The sequence below is a fragment of the Streptomyces sp. BBFR25 genome, assembly GCF_044590125.1.
Lineage (GTDB): Bacteria > Actinomycetota > Actinomycetes > Streptomycetales > Streptomycetaceae > Streptomyces > Streptomyces canus_D.
Genome location: NZ_CP172447.1, coordinates 7989236 through 8003417, shown reverse-complemented (window position 1 = coordinate 8003417; position 14182 = coordinate 7989236). Strand labels below are relative to the sequence as shown.

Genomic DNA, 14182 nt, shown 5'->3' with positions numbered 1-14182 from the left:
CCGGCCGCCTCGTCGCGCCTCAGCGGCAGAACCCGTACGCCTGCTCCAGCCACCGGTGCAGTGCCGTGTGCACACTGCCGGGGAGCACGCTGAGCTGCTCGATGGCGGCCCGGTCCCCGGCCGAGGGCGCGATGCCGGCGGCGGTCAGCAGGGCGAGCAGGTCGAGGCGGCGCAGGTCGACGGGGTCGACGCGGCAGGGGACGCGCCGGGCGGGGTCCGGCGGCCGGAGCAGGTAGTCGCCCGTGTCGCGGGCGTGCGAGTGCGTCGGGGCGGCGGTCGGAGCAGTCGTCGGGTGCATACCGCGGTCCTCCACGTGAGGGGGCGCCCGGTCGGGTCGCCGTTCTTGACGGCATGAGACTCCCGGGCGCGGACGGCGGTTGCGGGTGGCCGCGAGGACCACACGGGAGATGCAATCGGCCTCTTGTCGCACGAACCGGACGGCCCGGCCGGCGCGCGGGTCGACGCCTCAGGGTCGCCGGGCGCTGCTCCGTACGAGTGGTGCGTTCACGGACACGGTCGTACGGTCGGAACGGAGAAAGGGGAAAGCGGAGACAAGCGACCCCGAGACGGCGGGAGCAGACATGGGCAGGAACCCGATGAGGGCAGCGGTCACACTCTGTGCCGCCGCCGCGCTCGCAGTACCCCTGGGCACGGCCTCCGCCGCACCGTCGGCACAGCCCGCGGCGCGGACCCAGCAGACGCAGGACCCGGTGCTGGTCGACTGCTCCGGGCAGCCGCAGATCGGGCCCGCGGCGTACGTGCTCGCCTGCGGGGACGGCAACAGCCGCCTGGTGTCCCTGCGCTGGTTCCGCTGGGACCCCCAGGCCGCCGTGGGCCGGGGCACCAACGCCGTCAACGACTGCGACCCGTACTGCGCCGCGGGCGCCTTCCACTCCTACCCGGTGACCGTGCGGCTCGACATGCCGACGGGCGGGGAGCAGGGCACGGGCCAGCCGCACTTCACCCGGATCACCCTCACCTACACCGACGGCAGGCCGGACGGGTCCCCCCGCACGGTGACCTACCCCTTGCCCGGCTGACCGGCTGACCGGTCCGCCGGTCAGTCCGGCAGCGCCAGCCGGCAGGTGTCGCCCGGCTGGAGACGCACCTCGCGGTCCGGCAGCCGGACGTCGATCGGCAGCGGCCCGGCCGCGGGCACGGCGATCTCCAGCCGGCCGTGCTCCAGCCGGAACCGCACCCCCCAGTGGCCCTGGTAGCGCACGGAGAAGCCGTACGACGACAGCTCCGGCGCCGGCACCGGGTCCAGCCACAGGGCGCCCGCCCGGGTCTCCAGGCCGGTCAGGCCGCGCTGGACGAGGTCGAGGGTGCCCGCCATGGCGCCCAGGTGGATGCCCTCGCCGGTGGTGCCGCCCTGGAGGTCGGCGACGTCGCCCTTGAGCGCCTCCTGGACGTACGTCCAGGCCTCGGCGCGGCGGGCGCGGGCCAGGATCCAGCCGTGGACGAGTCCGCTGAGGGTGGAGCCGTGGCTGGTGCGGGCCAGGTAGTGGTCGACGGTGCGCTGCCAGGTCCGGTCGTCGAGGCTGTAGCCCAACCGCCGGAACAGCGACCTGAGTTCGGCCGGGGAGAACAGGTAGCCCAGCATGAGGACGTCGGCCTGCTTGGACGCCTGGTAGTTGTTGACGCTGTCGTTCTCGGCCTCCAGGAGGCGGTCGAGGCGCCGGATGTCGCCGTACCGCTCGCGGTAGCCCGCCCAGTCGAGTTCGGCGAGGTCGCCGTAGCCCTCGAACTGGCTGACGACGCCCTCGTGGAAGGGGACGTGGAGGGTGCGGGAGACGCTGTCCCACTGTTCCAGTTCCGTGTCGTCCAGCGCGGTCCGCTCGACGAGTTCGCGGCGGCGGGGCAGCGGCAGGTCGTCGAGGACCTCCAGGGTGCGGGACAGGACCCAGGCGGCGGTGACGTTGGTGTAGGCGTTGTCGTCCAGGCCCGGCCGGTCGGCGCCGGGGTAGCCCTCGTGGTACTCGTCGGGGCCGACGACGCCCCGGATGCGGTGCCGTCCGAGCCGCGCGTCCCAGGTGGCGGAGTCGGCCCAGAAGCGCGCGATCTGCAGGAGCATCTCGGCACCTTTGGTGTGCAGGAACTCGGCGTCGCCGCTCGCCTCGCAGTACTGCCACACGTTGTACGCGATGGCCGACCCCACGTGGTGCTGGAGGTGGGAGTGGTCGGGGAGCCAGCGGCCCGAGCGCGGGTTGAGGTGCAGTTGCTGGGTCTCCTCGCGGCCGTCGCTGCCGCTCTGCCAGGGGTAGAGCGCGCCGCGCCTGCCGATCGCGCGGGCCGCGGTCCGGGCCTTCTCCAGGCGGCGGTGCCGGTAGTGCAGCAGGGCGCGGGAGACCTCCGGGAAGTGCAGGTTGAGGTAGGGCAGGACGAACAGCTCGTCCCAGAAGACATGGCCGCGGTAGGCCTCCCCGTGCAGTCCGCGCGCCGGTACGCCCACGTCGAGGTCGGCGGTGTGCGGGGAGAGGGTCTGCAGCACGTGGAAGAGGTGCAGGCGCAGGATGCTGCCCGCCTCGCCGGGGACGTCCAGTTCGGCGCGCCGCCACAACTGGCCCCAGGCGGTGCGATGGCTGACCAGCAGGCCGTCGAAGCCGGGGGCTTCGGCCACCCGGTCGACGGCGGCCTGGAGCGGGTCGCTGATCGCCGGGTCGCGTGAGGTGTGCAGGGCCACGACCTTGTCGACGGTGGCGGTGCGTCCCGGTTCGGCGCGCAGGGTCGTGCGCTGGGTGACGCACAGGTGCTCACGGGCCGCGGTGACCGGCGCGTGAGCGGTGGTGCGGGCGGCCATGCCGATCCGGATGTCCGAGGTGCGGGTCCGGCAGCGCAGCCACACCGTGTCGTCGGCGCTGTCGGTCTGCACGTGGGTGAGGTGGTGGCCGTCGAGGTCCCGGTAGCGCGGCACGCCGGAGTTGGTGACGCCGCCGTCGAGGGCCGCCTCCACCTCCAGGTCCACCGGGGCGCCCTCGACGGTGAACTCCGTGCGCAGGGCGGCGAGGTGGGGGTCGGCCATGTGCACCAGGCGCAGCTGGCGCACGGACAGCACGCGCTCCCCGTCGAGGCCGAAGCGGGTGAGGCGTTCCAGGACGCCCGAGTCCAGGTGCACGGTCTGGCGGTGGTCGAGCACCTCGGCGGTGTCGGGCGTGAGCCAGTCCCCTCCGGCGGTCCGGAAGCGCAGCGGCAGCCAGTTGGGGAGGTTGACCATGTCCTCGTTCTCGACCTCGCGCCCCGCGACGGCGGAGGTGAGCCGGTTGTAGCAGCCGGCCACGTAGGTGCCGGGGTAGTGCACGTCGTCGGCGGCGCACTCGGGCAGTGCGCCGCGGGTGGCGAAGTAGCCGTTGCCGAGGGTGCACAGGGACTCGCGCAGCCGTTCCTCGGCGGGGTCGTAGTGGTCGTAGTCCCAGGTCGAGGGGGTCGCGGTCACCGCGAGCCCGCCCAGGCCCAGTCGGCGACCTCGGGCAGGTCCACCCCGTGCTCGCGGATCCAGTCGTGGTGGCGCAGCCGGGCGTCCTCCATCCGCTGCCGTACGGCGGCGGCGCGCACGGCGAGGCCGGGCACGCGGTCGATGACGTCCATGACGAGGCGGTAGCGGTCCATGTCGTTGCCGACCACCATGTCGAACGGTGTGGTGGTGGTCCCGATCTCCTTGTAGCCGCGCACGTGCAGGTGAGCGTGGCCGTTGCGCCGGTAGGCGAGCCGGTGGATCAGCCAGGGGTAGCCGTGGTAGGCGAAGACCACCGGTTTGTCGGCGGTGAACAGTCCGTCGTACTCGAAGTCGCTCATGCCGTGCGGGTGTTCGCCGCTGGGCAGCAGGCGGGCGATGTCGACGACGTTGACCACGCGCACGGCGAGTTCCGGCAGGTGGCGGCGGACGAGCTGGGCGGCGGCCAGCACCTCCTGGGTCGGCACGTCGCCCGCGCAGGCGAGCACCACGTCGGGTTCGCGGCTGCCGTCCTCGGTGCCGGCCCAGTCCCAGATGCCGGCGCCGCGCGCGCAGTGGGCCTTCGCCTGCTCCATGGTCAGCCAGTCGAAGCAGGGCTGTTTGCCGGCGACGATCACGTTGACGTAGTCGCGGCTGCGCAGGGCGTGGTCGGCGACGGAGAGCAGGGTGTTGGCGTCCGGCGGGAAGTAGACGCGTACGGCTTCGGGGCTCTTGTTGAGGATGTGGTCGACGAAGCCGGGGTCCTGGTGGGAGAAGCCGTTGTGGTCCTGGCGCCACACGTGCGAGGTGAGCAGGTAGTTGAGGGAGGCGATGGGCGCGCGCCAGGGCAGGCGGCGGGTCACCCGGAGCCACTTGATGTGCTGGTTGACCATCGAGTCGACGATGTGGACGAACGCCTCGTAGCAGGAGAACAGTCCGTGCCGGCCGGTGAGGAGGTAGCCCTCCAGCCAGCCCTGGCAGGTGTGTTCGGACAGGATCTCCATCACGCGGCCGTGCCGGTCCAGGTCCTCGTCGACGGGCAGCGTCCGCTCCTGCCAGGCCTTGCCGCTGGCGGCGTAGACGGCCTGGAGGCGGTTGGAGGCGGTCTCGTCGGGGCCGACGAGCCGGAAGTCGCGCCGGTCGGCGGTGGCGTCCATGACGTCCCGGAGCAGGTCGCCGAGGACCCGGGTGGGCTCGTGCGTGCTCGCGCCGGGTTCGTCGAGGGGCACGGCGTACTTCTCCAGTGGGGGCACGGGCAGCTCACGCAGCAGCAGGCCGCCATTGGCGAAGGGGGTGGCACCCAGGCGGCGCGGCCCCTCGGGGACGGCGGCGAGGACGGCGGGCCGCGGGGCTCCGGCGTCGTCGAACAGCTCTTCGGGGCGGTAGGAGCGCAGCCACTGCTCCAGCTGCGCGAGGTGCTCGGGGTTGGTCCGCACCTCGGACAGGGGCACCTGGTGGGCGCGCCAGGTGTTCTCCACGGGCAGTCCGTCGACCTCGGCGGGGCCGGTCCAGCCCTTGGGGGTGCGCAGGACGATCATCGGCCAGCGGGGGCGGCCGGTGGCGCCCTCCTCGCGGGCGGCCCGCTGGATCGCGGCGACGCGGTCCAGGGCGGTGTCCATGGCGCGGGCCATGGCGCGGTGGACGGTGGCCGGGTCGTCGCCGGTGACGTGGACGGGGTCGTGGCCGTAGCCGCGCAGGAGTTCGTCCAGCTCGCCGTCGGGGAGGCGGGCGAGCACCGTCGGGTTGGCGATCTTGTAGCCGTTGAGGTGCAGGATCGGCAGGACGGCGCCGTCGTGCACCGGGTCGAGGAACTTGTTGGAGTGCCAGGACGTCGCCAGCGGGCCGGTCTCCGCCTCGCCGTCGCCGATCACGCAGGCGACCACCAGGTCCGGGTGGTCGAAGGCGGCGCCGTAGGCGTGCGAGAGCGCGTAGCCCAGCTCGCCGCCCTCGTGGATGGAGCCCGGTGTCTCGGGCGCGACGTGGCTCGGTACGCCGCCGGGGAAGGAGAACTGCTTGAACAGCCGGGCCATGCCGGCCGCGTCCCGGGTGATGTCCGGGTAGGTCTCGGTGTACGAGCCCTCCAGCCACGCGTTGGCCAGGACGGCGGGCCCGCCGTGGCCGGGTCCCCAGACGCACAGGGCGTCGAGGTCGCGGGCCTTGACGACCCGGTTGAGGTGGGTGTGGACCAGGTTGAGGCCGGGTGAGGTGCCCCAGTGGCCGAGCAGGCGCGGCTTGACGTGCTCGGGGCGCAGGGGTTCGGCCAGCAGGGGGTTGGCCATCAGGTAGATCTGGCCGACGGCGAGGTAGTTCGCGGCGCGCCAGTGGGCGTCCAGGCCGGCGAGCTCCGCGTCGGTGAGCTCGGGGGACGCCTGCTGCGTGTCGACGGACATCGGTGGTCCTTCCGTGTCGGGACAGCCGGTCGGGGCGCGCGGGCACGGAGTGCCCGTGCACATCCCAACCCTGCGCCGACCGGGCGGGTACCCGAGAGGGCCGTTCGGGTCACGTGGCGTTCCGAACGGGTCACGGAGCGCCGGGGCCGCCGACGGCGGGCGGCGATGCATGACGGGAACGGCGCTGCGTGACGGGAACAGCACGGCCGTCACCGGCGCCGACCCCGGTGACGACCGTGCTGGCGCAGCGTGTACCCCAACTTCGGCGGCTCACACAGGAGTTGCCCGCATCCCGCGGAACTTCGCGGCCCGGCTGCGGGACGGCCGCCCGGGCGGGCCCGCGGCACCGTGACCGCAGACGTGAGATATACCCCCCTGGGTATATCTGTTACGGTGGCCGGGAAAGATACCCCGGGGGGTAATTCCGGAAGGAGAGCGTGCCGTGTTCTTTGTCGACGTCCTGGAGACCGAGTCCCTGGGCAACCGCGGCTACCTGGCGGGCGGTCCCGGCTCGGCCGTGGTCGTGGATCCGCCGCGGGACATCGACCGCGTCATCGCCGCGGCCGCCCGGCGCGGGGTGCGGATCACCGCCGTCGCCGAGACCCACGTGCACAACGACTACGTCACCGGCGGACTGGAGCTGGCCCGCCTCACCGGCGCCCGCTACCTGGTGCCGGCCGGTGCGGCGGTGGCGTACGCGCGCGTGGCGGTGGCCGACGGCGACGTGGAGCCGGTCGACGCGGGGCTGAGCCTGCGCGCGGTGGCCACACCGGGCCACACCCCGCACCACACCTCGTACGTGCTCCGGGAGGCGGGGCGGGCGGTGGCCGCGTTCACCGGGGGTTCGCTGCTGATCGGCACCGTGGGCCGGCCCGACCTCGTGGAGCCGCGGCTGACCGAGGAGCTGGCCCGCGCGCAGCACGCGTCCGCGCACCGCCTCGCGGACCAGCTGGAGGACGGGGTGAGCGTGCTGCCCACCCACGGCTTCGGCAGCTTCTGCTCCTCCACCGCCTCCGGCGGCGAGCACAGCACCATCGGCGCCGAGCGGAGCGCCAACCCGGCGCTCGTCCAGGACGTGGAGACCTTCGTCCGGGAGCTGCTGGCGGGGCTGGACGACGTGCCCGCGTACTACGCCCACATGGCGCCGGTGAACACCGAAGGGCCCGCTCCCCTGGACCTGACCGAGCCCCGGCGCGCGGACGCGGACGAGATAGCCCGGCGCCTGGCCGCCGGGGAGTGGGTCGTGGACCTGCGCTCCCGGGTGGCCTTCGCCGCCGGTCATGTCGCCGGGTCGCTCAACTTCGAGGTCGACGGACAGCTCGCGACCTATCTGGCCTGGCTGATCCCGTGGGGCAGGCCGGTGACGCTGCTCGCGCACGACGCGGACGACCTGGCCCGCGCCCAGCGCGAACTGGCCCGGGTGGGCATCGACCGCCCGGCCGCGGCGGCGGTGGGCTCCCCGGCGGACTGGGTCGCGGCGGGGCACCGTCCGGCCTCGTTCCGGCGCGCCACGTTCGCGGAGCTGGCCGCGGCCCGGCGGGACGACGAGGACGTGGTGGTCGTGGACGTGCGCCGGGCCGCGGAACGCGCCCACGGGTGGGTGAGGGGCAGCGTGCACGTGCCGGTCCACGAGATGCACCGGCGCCTGGCCGAGGTGCCGCCGGGCACGGTGTGGGTGCACTGTGCGGGCGGGATGCGCGCGGCGGTCGCCGCGTCGGTGCTGGACGCCGCCGGCCGCGAGGTGGTCGCGGTCGACGACGGCTTCGCCGCGGCGGCCGACGCCGGCCTGCCGCTCGTGACCCCCTCGGACGCCACCGCCGCATGACGCCTCTGATCCTGGCCGTGCTCGCCGGCGGCGTGGCCGGTGTGTCCCTGGGCGCGCTGGGGGCGGGCGGCAGCATCCTCACCGTGCCCGCGCTCATCTACCTGCTCGGCTTCACCCCGGCGGCGGCGACCACCGCGAGCCTCGTCGTCGTGGTCGTCACGTCGGTCACCGCGCTGGTGGCGCACGCCCGGGCGGGGGCCGTGCGGTGGCGGGCCGGACTGCTGTTCGCGGCGGCGGGCCTGCTGCCCGCCGCCGGGGCCGGGGCCCTGTCCGCGCGGCTCCCGGCGGCGGTCCTGACGCTGCTGTTCGCGGCCGTGGCCGCCCTGGCCGGACTGCACATGCTGCGCCGGAGCGCTCCCGGCGGGAGCGGCACCGTCTCGGGGGTCCGGGCGGCCGGGGCCGGTGCCGGGCTCGGCGCGGTGACCGGGTTCCTCGGGGTCGGCGGCGGCTTCCTGGCGGTACCCGCGCTGCTGACGGTGCTCGCGGTGCCGATGAGCGCGGCGGTGGGCACGAGTCTGCTGGTGGTGGCCGCCAACGGGCTGGTGGCCCTCGCGGGCCGGGCGTATGCCGCCGTGCACCTGGACCTCGCGCTGCTCCTGCCGTTCCTGGCCGCCGCGGTCCTCGGCGCGTGGGACGGCAGGCGGCTGGCAGCGAAGGTCTCCGCCGGGACACTTCGGCGCGTCTTCGGTGCCCTGCTGCTCGCCGTCGCCGTGGCGATGGGCGCGACGGCGGTGCTGTGATCCGCCGTCACGCTCCGCGCGCGTCAGGCCAGGGAGAGGAAGAGCTTCTCCAGCCGGGCCCGCATCTGCGCCGAGTCCCGGACCTCGGGGTCGTCACTGGTCATGCACTGCTGCAGCCCCGTGGCGATGATCGAGAAACCGGCCCGGTCCAGGGCCCGGGAGACGGCGGCGAGCTGGGTGACCACGTCCTCGCAGTCGCGGCCCTCCTCGATCATCCGGATGACGCCCGCGAGCTGCCCCTGGGCGCGCCGCAGCCGGTTCAGCGCCGACTTCAGTTCGTCGGCCGACATGTCGAGTTCCACGCTTCTCCCTCTCCTCCACCCACTACCTCACCGATCCCCACATACCCCCGCGGGTATCCTACCGTGCGGGGGGCGAGCAACGAGAAAGGTTTCCTTCCGTGATCACTCCCGTCGAACCCGCCACCGCCCTGACCACCGGACAGGCGGCGGCCCGCCTCACCGAGTTCACCGTCGTCGACGTCCGCTCCCCCGGCGAGTACGCGGGCGGCCACCTGCCCGGCGCGCACAACGTTCCCCTGGAGCGGCTCGACGAGGCCGCCGAGGCCCTGGCGGCCGCCTCCGCGCGCGGGCCGCTGCTGCTCGTGTGCGCCTCCGGCAACCGGTCCGCCAAGGGCTGCGCGCGACTGGCCGCGCGGGGCGTCGGGGCCGCCACGCTGGAGGGCGGCACGCACGCCTGGGCGGCGGCCGGTCACCCGGTGGAGCGTGCGGCCGGGGCGCGTACGCCGTGGCCCATGGACCGGCAGGTGCGCCTCGCCGCGGGATCGCTCGTCGCCGCCGGTTTCGTGGCGGGCCGCTTCTGGCGCCCCGCGCACTGGCTGTCCGGTGCGATCGGCGCCGGACTGGTCTTCTCCGGACTGACCGGCACCTGCGGCATGGCCTCGGCGCTGGCCAGGCTGCCCCACAACCGGCCCGGCGGAGCTGTCCCCTTCGAGGAGACGCTGGCACGACTGGCGGCCTGAGCCGCACGCGCCACGACGACGGGCGCCGATCCCCGACTGGGGACGGCGCCCGCTAATTTTGCATGTCGTGCATCTTTGCATACCATGCAACTTATGTCGGAGAAGGGTGCCGCGGGGGGCGGACTGCGGGAGCGGAAGAAGCGGGCCACGCGTGCCGCTCTGGCCGAGGCCGCGGTACGGCTCGCCGCCGAACACGGGGCGGAGAAGGTCACCGTCGAGGCGATCAGCGCCGCGGCCGGGGTGTCCGTGCGTACCTTCTTCAACTACTTCGAGAGCCGCGACGACGCCTTCGTGGTGGTCGACGCGGACGCGGGCGCACGCATGCGGCGCGCCGTCCTGGAGGCACCGGCCGATCTCTCCCCGCTGGCGGCCCTGCGCGAGGCCATGGCGGCGGAGCTGGCCGAGGCGGAGCAGCAGCACGAACTGTGGCGGCTGCACGCCAAGGTCCTGCACGCCTCGCCGCACCTGCTGGCGCGGGGCGTCGGGGCCCACATGGCGGCCGAGGCGGACCTGGCCGACGCCATCGCCGAGCGACTGCGCCGGGTCGGCGACCCGGACGCCGGCTCACCCGGGCCGGGCCCCGGTCCCGGATCGGGGCTCTACCCGCGGCTGCTGGCCGCGGTGGCGGGCGCCGCGGTGCGCACCAGCATGGACCACTGGTCCGCCCACCAGGAGGAAGCCGCCTTCCTCGACGTCTTCCACGAGGTGTTCACCCTCCTCGCCGCCGGTCTCCCGGCACCCCCCGCGTAGCCTCCGCGCCGGGCTCGCGACCCCACCAGGACCCACCACACGAAAGAGATGCCGTGACCGCTGCTCAGGCGCCCGCCGACGCGCCTCCCACCTCGATGACCCACCGGCAGATACTCCAGGCCATGTCGGGCCTGATGGCCGGCATGTTCGTCGCGATCCTGGCCGGCACGGTCGTGGCCAACGCGCTGCCCACGATCATCGCCGACCTGGGCGCCAGCCAGTCGTCCTACACCTGGGTCGTCACCTCCGAACTGCTGGCGATGACCGCCACGGTGCCCCTGTGGGGCAAGCTGTCCGACCTCTTCAACAAGAAGCTGCTGCTCCAGCTGTCGCTGAGCATGTTCGTGGTCGGCTCGCTGCTGGCCGGCTTCTCGCACGGCGTCGGCCTGCTGATCTTCAGCCGGGTGGTGCAGGGCATCGGCGCGGGCGGTCTGACCGCGCTCGCGCAGGTGGTGATGGCCTCCGTCATCCCGCCCCGCCAGCTGGGCAAGTACGCCGGCATCTTCGGTGCCGTCTTCGCCGTGGGCACCGTGGCCGGACCGCTGGTCGGCGGCGTCCTGGTGGACACCTCGTGGCTGGGCTGGCGCTGGTGCTTCTTCATCGGCGTGCCGTTCGCCCTGCTCGCCATCGCCCTGCTGCAGCGCACCCTGCGCCTGCCCACCGTCAAGCGCGAGGTGCGCATCGACTGGCTCGGCGCGTTCCTGATCGTCGCCGGTGTCTGCGCCCTGCTGATCTGGGTGTCGCTGGCCGGCAACGAGTTCGACTGGGCGTCCTGGCAGACCGGTGCCCTCGCCGGCGGCGGCGTGCTGCTGCTGGTCGCGGCGGTGTTCGTCGAGGCCCGCACCGCCGAGCCGGTCATCCCGCTCGACATCTTCAGGAACCGCACGGTCACCCTGACCACCGTCGCCAGTCTCCTGGTCGGTGTCGCCATGTTCGGCGGGACGGTCTTCCTCTCGCAGTACTTCCAGATCTCCCTCGGCAAGTCGCCGACCGTCGCGGGTCTGATGAGCCTGCCGATGATCCTCGGCCTGCTGGTGTCCTCCACCGTCGCCGGACAGGTGATCAGCCGGACCGGCAAGTGGAAGCGGTACCTGGTGGCGGGCGCGTTGATCATGGCCGTCGGTCTCGCGCTGCTGGCCACCATCGACGCGAAGACCCACTTCGGCCTGCTCAGCCTCTACATGGCGATCCTCGGCGTCGGCGTCGGCATGCTGATGCAGAACCTGGTGCTGGCCGCCCAGAACGACGTGCCCGCCACCGAGCTGGGCGCCGCGACCTCCGTGCTGTCGTTCTTCCGCAGCATGGGCGGCACCATCGGCGTCAGCGTCCTCGGCGCGATCCTCGCCAACCGGGTCGCCAGCGAGACGGCCAAGGGGCTCAGCGCCGCGGGCGTCACCGTCCCCGGCGGTGGCGGCGGTTCGGGCGAGGGCAGCGTCCCGGACATGTCCACGCTGCCCGGCCCGATGCGGACGATCATCGAGCACGCCTACGCCGTGGCCACGGCCGACCTGTTCCTGATCGCCACGCCGTTCGCGGTGCTCGCGCTGGTCGCGGTCGTGTTCATCAAGGAGAAGCCGCTGAAGACCACCAGCGGCATGGAGCGCCTGGCCGAGGAGGCCGGCGAGGGCGGTGCCGCGCCGACCGACAAGGACCCGGCGCCCGTCGCCTGAGCCACCCGGCGAGAAGACAGCGGGGCCGCACGTCCGATCCGGACGGGCGGCCCCGCTGCCGTGTGCGGCGGCGTACCGGGGTCAGCCGCGGGCCATCGCGATCGCACCGGCCAGCCGCTCCCCCGCCTCGTAGATCATGTACGGGACGCCGCGGTCGGTGCCGAAGGACGGGGAGGCCGCGCGGCCGTTCTCCGGCGCGGAGCCACGGGAGTCGTAGAAGACGCCGAGGTGCCTGCGGAGCGAGAAGTCGTTGCCGACCTCCGTGATCATCAGGTCGCCGCCGCTCTCCTTGTCCTTGTTGTAGACGACGTACGTGCTGTTGTTCCGGTGCAGCAGGTGCGGGCCGCCGACGTTGACCGCGCCGACGTCGCCGTGGCGCACCAGGGGCTCCTGCGAGAAGGTCCAGGTGCGTCCGTCGGCGGACCATCCCCAGCCGATGTCGCGGTGGTTGGTGGTGTTGTTGACCATGAAGACCATGACGTAGTGCGCGCCGCGCGAGGGCAGTTCGTGCGGGAAGACCCGCGCGTAGGAGGTCTCGGTGGTGCCGGACGGCAGCATCGAGGTGTTCAGCACGACCTTGTCGTAGGTGAAGTGGATGCCGTCGGAGGAGCGGGCGAGCCTGGTGGTGGTGTTCTCGCCGTGGAAGTACAGCCACATCTCCTTGTTCCCGGCGTGCCACATCACGTGCGGCGAGGAGACGTGGCTGACGGAGTAGTGCGGCGACCACGTGTGGGAGACGATCGGGTTGTCCGGGTACTCCGTGAACGGGCCCTCCAGCGAGTCGCCGTAGGCCAGGCAGATGCCGCCGGGGGCGTCGTGCGGGGCGTAGTAGAGGTAGTAGCGGCCCAGCCGGCCGCTCGCGGGCAGCCGGTCGTAGACGCCCCGGACGGTCGGGAAGATGATCTCGCCGGTGGGGTTGTAGGCCAGCTTGGACGGCGTCAGCAGGGTGCGGACGTAGGTGTAGTCGGGGAAGCCGCCGGGTGCGGCGGAGGCGGTGGGCGCGGCGCCGGCGCCCAGGGCGAGGGCGGCGCCGGTGACGGCGGTGCCCTTCAGGAACAGACGGCGGTCGAGGTGCGGCTCGTGCATGTCGACTCCTGGGAGAGGGGGGGGAGGTCACAGGTACAGGGCTGCGGTGACGCACATGCCGCCGAGGGCGACCAGCCACACGTAGGGCAGGGTGCGGACCATGACCTGCTGCGGACTGACGCCCGCGTACTGCGCGGCCCACACGGTCTGGGTGCTGGTGGGGTCGGCGACGCCGAAGACCTGGTTGTACGAGGTGGCCATGCCGAGGACGGCGACGGCCGGGTAGATGCCGGTGGCGATGAGGACGCCCGCGATGCCCGCGCCGAGCCCGAACACGTTGAGCGGGCCGCGGTACAGGCACAGCGGCACCAGCACGGTGAAGACGATGACGAACAGCACCGGGTTCTGCGGGCTGACCGCCTTCACCAGCGGCTCCAGGGCGTCCACCGCGCCGGGGAGTTTGACGGCCGCGAGCAGGATGCCGATCGCCACGAACAGGGCGAGCGGCGGCGCGGCCACCTCGAAGCCGCCGTACAGGGTGCGCAGCAGGCGCTTGTTCATCTCGCCGGGCCGGGTGGTGGTGACCAGCGCGTAGAGCACACCGGCCAGCATCGAGGGGATGATGGCCACCTCCAGGCCGAGGGCCAGGACCAGCGGTATCACGGGGGCGAGCAGCGCGTACCAGGGTGCGTCGCCGAGGCGTTCGCGGCGCGGGGCCGGGCGGGCGGAGACCGACTTGAGCGACCAGGCGTGCTCGGTGCCGCGCCGCCGGTTCTCGATGACGACGTAGGCGACGGCGGCGACCAGGGCGAACGGGAACAGCTTCACCATGAACCCGCGGACGGTGTCGACCGGCAGGTCGAGCGCGGTGGAGAAGAACTGCCAGACGGGCAGTTCGAAGGGGACCCCGACCGCGATGCCCATCAGCACCGTGCCCGCGGCGGTCACCTTGGGCACGCCGACGGCGACCATCGCGGGGATGCCGATGATGCCGGCCAGCATCGCGGCCGGTGCCGAGCCGGTGACGGTGCCGACGAGCGCCGAGACGGCGAGGACGCCGAGGGCGACGACGGTGGGCCGGTCGCCGCCGAACTCGACGATCTTGCGGACGAGGGTGCCGGCGATGCCGGTCTCGTCGAGCAGCTTGCCGAGCCAGGAGCCGAGGATGATGGCGACCATCGTCGCCGCGAGCGCCGGGGCGCCCTCCTGGAGCACCGTGTCCAGGACGCTGTTCTTGCCCGTCAGGGGCGCGCCGGAGAGGAAGGCGATGACCACGGCCAGCAGCACCAGCGCGAAGGCGGTGGGCAGCTTGCGGGTGAGCATCGCGGCGACGCCGGCCGCCATGACGAGGAGGATGACGACACCCATG

The 14182-nt window shown here is 73.3% G+C and carries 12 protein-coding genes; 6 read left to right on the top strand and 6 right to left on the bottom strand.

The window, feature by feature from the left end; all coding sequences use genetic code 11:
* Window positions 1-19: 19 nt before the first annotated feature.
* Window positions 20-298: a hypothetical protein gene (locus tag ACGH52_RS35900; RefSeq protein ID WP_076972647.1), complete on the bottom strand. Its 279-nt coding sequence runs from the start codon at window positions 296-298 to the stop codon at window positions 20-22.
* A 283-nt stretch (window positions 299-581) separates the two neighbouring features.
* Between ACGH52_RS35900 and ACGH52_RS35895 the strand changes: the two genes are divergently transcribed.
* Complete coding sequence (locus ACGH52_RS35895) at window positions 582-1040, top strand: hypothetical protein (protein ID WP_059296675.1); 459 nt, start codon at window positions 582-584, stop codon at window positions 1038-1040.
* A gap of 20 nt (window positions 1041-1060) precedes the next feature.
* Here ACGH52_RS35895 and ACGH52_RS35890 read toward each other — a convergent pair whose 3' ends face one another.
* Both ACGH52_RS35890 and ACGH52_RS35885 read right to left on the bottom strand, forming a co-directional pair.
* Entirely contained in the window at window positions 1061-3433 is a 2373-nt protein-coding gene (locus tag ACGH52_RS35890; RefSeq protein WP_121702433.1) for a glycoside hydrolase family 65 protein, read from the bottom strand.
* Window positions 3430-5820 (bottom strand): phosphoketolase, encoded by a 2391-nt coding sequence (locus tag ACGH52_RS35885; protein ID WP_121702434.1) that lies wholly within the window; start codon window positions 5818-5820, stop codon window positions 3430-3432. The genes ACGH52_RS35890 and ACGH52_RS35885 overlap by 4 nt, the downstream gene beginning before the upstream one ends.
* Window positions 5821-6262: 442 nt before the next feature.
* Here ACGH52_RS35885 and ACGH52_RS35880 point away from each other — a divergent pair, with 442 nt between their 5' ends.
* On the top strand, window positions 6263-7645 hold the full coding sequence (locus tag ACGH52_RS35880) for a rhodanese-like domain-containing protein (RefSeq protein ID WP_399945554.1): 1383 nt from the start codon (window positions 6263-6265) through the stop codon (window positions 7643-7645).
* On the top strand, window positions 7642-8385 hold the full coding sequence (locus tag ACGH52_RS35875; protein ID WP_399945551.1) for a sulfite exporter TauE/SafE family protein: 744 nt from the start codon (window positions 7642-7644) through the stop codon (window positions 8383-8385). The genes ACGH52_RS35880 and ACGH52_RS35875 overlap by 4 nt, the downstream gene beginning before the upstream one ends.
* 23 nt (window positions 8386-8408) lie before the next feature.
* Here ACGH52_RS35875 and ACGH52_RS35870 read toward each other — a convergent pair whose 3' ends face one another.
* Window positions 8409-8687 carry a metal-sensitive transcriptional regulator gene (locus ACGH52_RS35870; RefSeq protein WP_003978241.1) on the bottom strand — a complete coding sequence of 93 codons (279 nt, stop codon included), beginning with the start codon at window positions 8685-8687 and terminating at the stop codon, window positions 8409-8411.
* A 98-nt stretch (window positions 8688-8785) separates the two neighbouring features.
* On the opposite strand from ACGH52_RS35870, the gene ACGH52_RS35865 reads away from it, so the two are divergent.
* The 3 genes from ACGH52_RS35865 (at window position 8786) to ACGH52_RS35855 (ending at window position 11787) form a co-directional block, all read left to right on the top strand.
* Entirely contained in the window at window positions 8786-9367 is a 582-nt protein-coding gene (locus ACGH52_RS35865) for a rhodanese-like domain-containing protein (RefSeq protein WP_399945548.1), read from the top strand.
* 84 nt (window positions 9368-9451) lie between these two features.
* On the top strand, window positions 9452-10117 hold the full coding sequence (locus ACGH52_RS35860; RefSeq protein WP_059296681.1) for a TetR/AcrR family transcriptional regulator: 666 nt from the start codon (window positions 9452-9454) through the stop codon (window positions 10115-10117).
* A gap of 95 nt (window positions 10118-10212) precedes the next feature.
* Entirely contained in the window at window positions 10213-11787 is a 1575-nt protein-coding gene (locus ACGH52_RS35855) for an MDR family MFS transporter (RefSeq protein WP_399946995.1), read from the top strand.
* An 81-nt stretch (window positions 11788-11868) separates the two neighbouring features.
* Here ACGH52_RS35855 and ACGH52_RS35850 read toward each other — a convergent pair whose 3' ends face one another.
* The gene (locus ACGH52_RS35850; protein ID WP_399945545.1) at window positions 11869-12873 is read right to left on the bottom strand and encodes a twin-arginine translocation signal domain-containing protein; all 1005 of its coding nucleotides are present in this window, start codon (window positions 12871-12873) and stop codon (window positions 11869-11871) included.
* Window positions 12874-12900: 27 nt separating this feature from the next.
* The gene (locus ACGH52_RS35845) at window positions 12901-14181 is read right to left on the bottom strand and encodes a TRAP transporter large permease subunit (RefSeq protein ID WP_030189789.1); all 1281 of its coding nucleotides are present in this window, start codon (window positions 14179-14181) and stop codon (window positions 12901-12903) included.
* Window position 14182: the final 1 nt, after the last annotated feature.

What these genes read in the sequence shown, in the direction of transcription:
- ACGH52_RS35900 (WP_076972647.1), bottom strand. Translation starts at nt 298, where the DNA reads ATGCACCCGACGACTGCTCCGACCGCCGCCCCGACGCACTCGCACGCC.
- ACGH52_RS35895 (WP_059296675.1), top strand. Translation starts at nt 582, where the DNA reads ATGGGCAGGAACCCGATGAGGGCAGCGGTCACACTCTGTGCCGCCGCC.
- ACGH52_RS35885 (WP_121702434.1), bottom strand. Translation starts at nt 5,820, where the DNA reads ATGTCCGTCGACACGCAGCAGGCGTCCCCCGAGCTCACCGACGCGGAG.
- ACGH52_RS35875 (WP_399945551.1), top strand. Translation starts at nt 7,642, where the DNA reads ATGACGCCTCTGATCCTGGCCGTGCTCGCCGGCGGCGTGGCCGGTGTG.
- ACGH52_RS35860 (WP_059296681.1), top strand. Translation starts at nt 9,452, where the DNA reads ATGCAACTTATGTCGGAGAAGGGTGCCGCGGGGGGCGGACTGCGGGAG.
- ACGH52_RS35855 (WP_399946995.1), top strand. Translation starts at nt 10,213, where the DNA reads ATGACCCACCGGCAGATACTCCAGGCCATGTCGGGCCTGATGGCCGGC.
- ACGH52_RS35850 (WP_399945545.1), bottom strand. Translation starts at nt 12,873, where the DNA reads ATGCACGAGCCGCACCTCGACCGCCGTCTGTTCCTGAAGGGCACCGCC.
- ACGH52_RS35845 (WP_030189789.1), bottom strand. Translation starts at nt 14,181, where the DNA reads ATGGGTGTCGTCATCCTCCTCGTCATGGCGGCCGGCGTCGCCGCGATG.